The 942-nt window shown below is 55.4% G+C and carries 2 protein-coding genes; both read left to right on the top strand.

The window, feature by feature from the left end; translation table 11 throughout:
• Window positions 1–231: hypothetical protein (locus ACYVM0_RS26975; protein ID WP_460562617.1), on the top strand; the 231-nt coding region annotated here is incomplete at its 5' end.
• Window positions 232–457: 226 nt separating this feature from the next.
• Window positions 458–942 (top strand): hypothetical protein (locus tag ACYVM0_RS26970; protein ID WP_460562615.1); only part of this gene is annotated, 485 nt, incomplete at its 3' end.

Below are 942 nucleotides of genomic sequence, written 5' to 3'. Positions count from 1 at the left end.
CTGAGAAGTACAGTAATGGAGCGACACAAGATCACGGTAGATGACCTGTTGGCTGAGCTTGAGGAGGCTCGGGCAATGGCGATCAAGACTGAGAAGGCTGGCCCCATGGCTCAGGCAACGATGGGAAAGGCTAAGCTGCTGGGGCTGGACAAGGCTATAGAGGAAGCTGACACGCGCCCCGTTGGCAAGATCGAGATTGAGATTGTTGGCGCAGAGGGGAAAGGTAAGTGAGGATCGATACGGACGACATTAATCGCGTTAGGGCTGCCAAGACTCCGGGATGGCGTCATGGGACTAAAAAGCGGCCAAACCCTGAGAAAAGAGTTAAGGCTACAAAGGTACGGGGTCAACGCAGAGGCAAGAGGGTTTCTAAGAACAAAACTCTCGCTAAGTCATACGCCGAGCATATGGATAAGGCGAAAAGAGGCGTGCTGTGAGTTCAACCCGCTCCCTTCGGATGACAATGACCGAGCCCCAAGCTCGGTTTTTCCAGTTGGAGGACAAGTACCCAGCCTTTGTGGGCGGCTTCGGAACCGGCAAGACTGAGACGCTAGTTAACTGCGCTATCCGTGACGCTACCCATGCTGCCGATGCTCTGGTGGCCCTGTATGAGCCGACCTATGACCTTGTGAAGCTGATCTTGGTGCCGCGTATCGAATCCAAGCTGATCGACCTGGGCATTCGGTATCGGTACAACAAGCAGGACTCGGCCATCTACACCAGCAATGGCGGCATGGGCGACTTTGTGATGCGGACGCTAGAGAACCCGGCGCGCATCATCGGCTATGAGTCCTACCGCGCCCATGTTGATGAAATCGACACACTGAAGCCAAAGGTAGCGCTAGAGGTCTGGCAGAAGATCATTGCCCGCAACCGACAGCGGCCTACGGGGGTAGATGATCCGTTTAACCGTGTGAGCGTCTACACCACGCCGGAAGGCTA

The organism is Ferruginibacter profundus (genome assembly GCF_054783275.1).
Note: the sequence above shows the minus strand (reverse complement) of the source record. Positions and strands in the feature narration are given on the sequence as shown.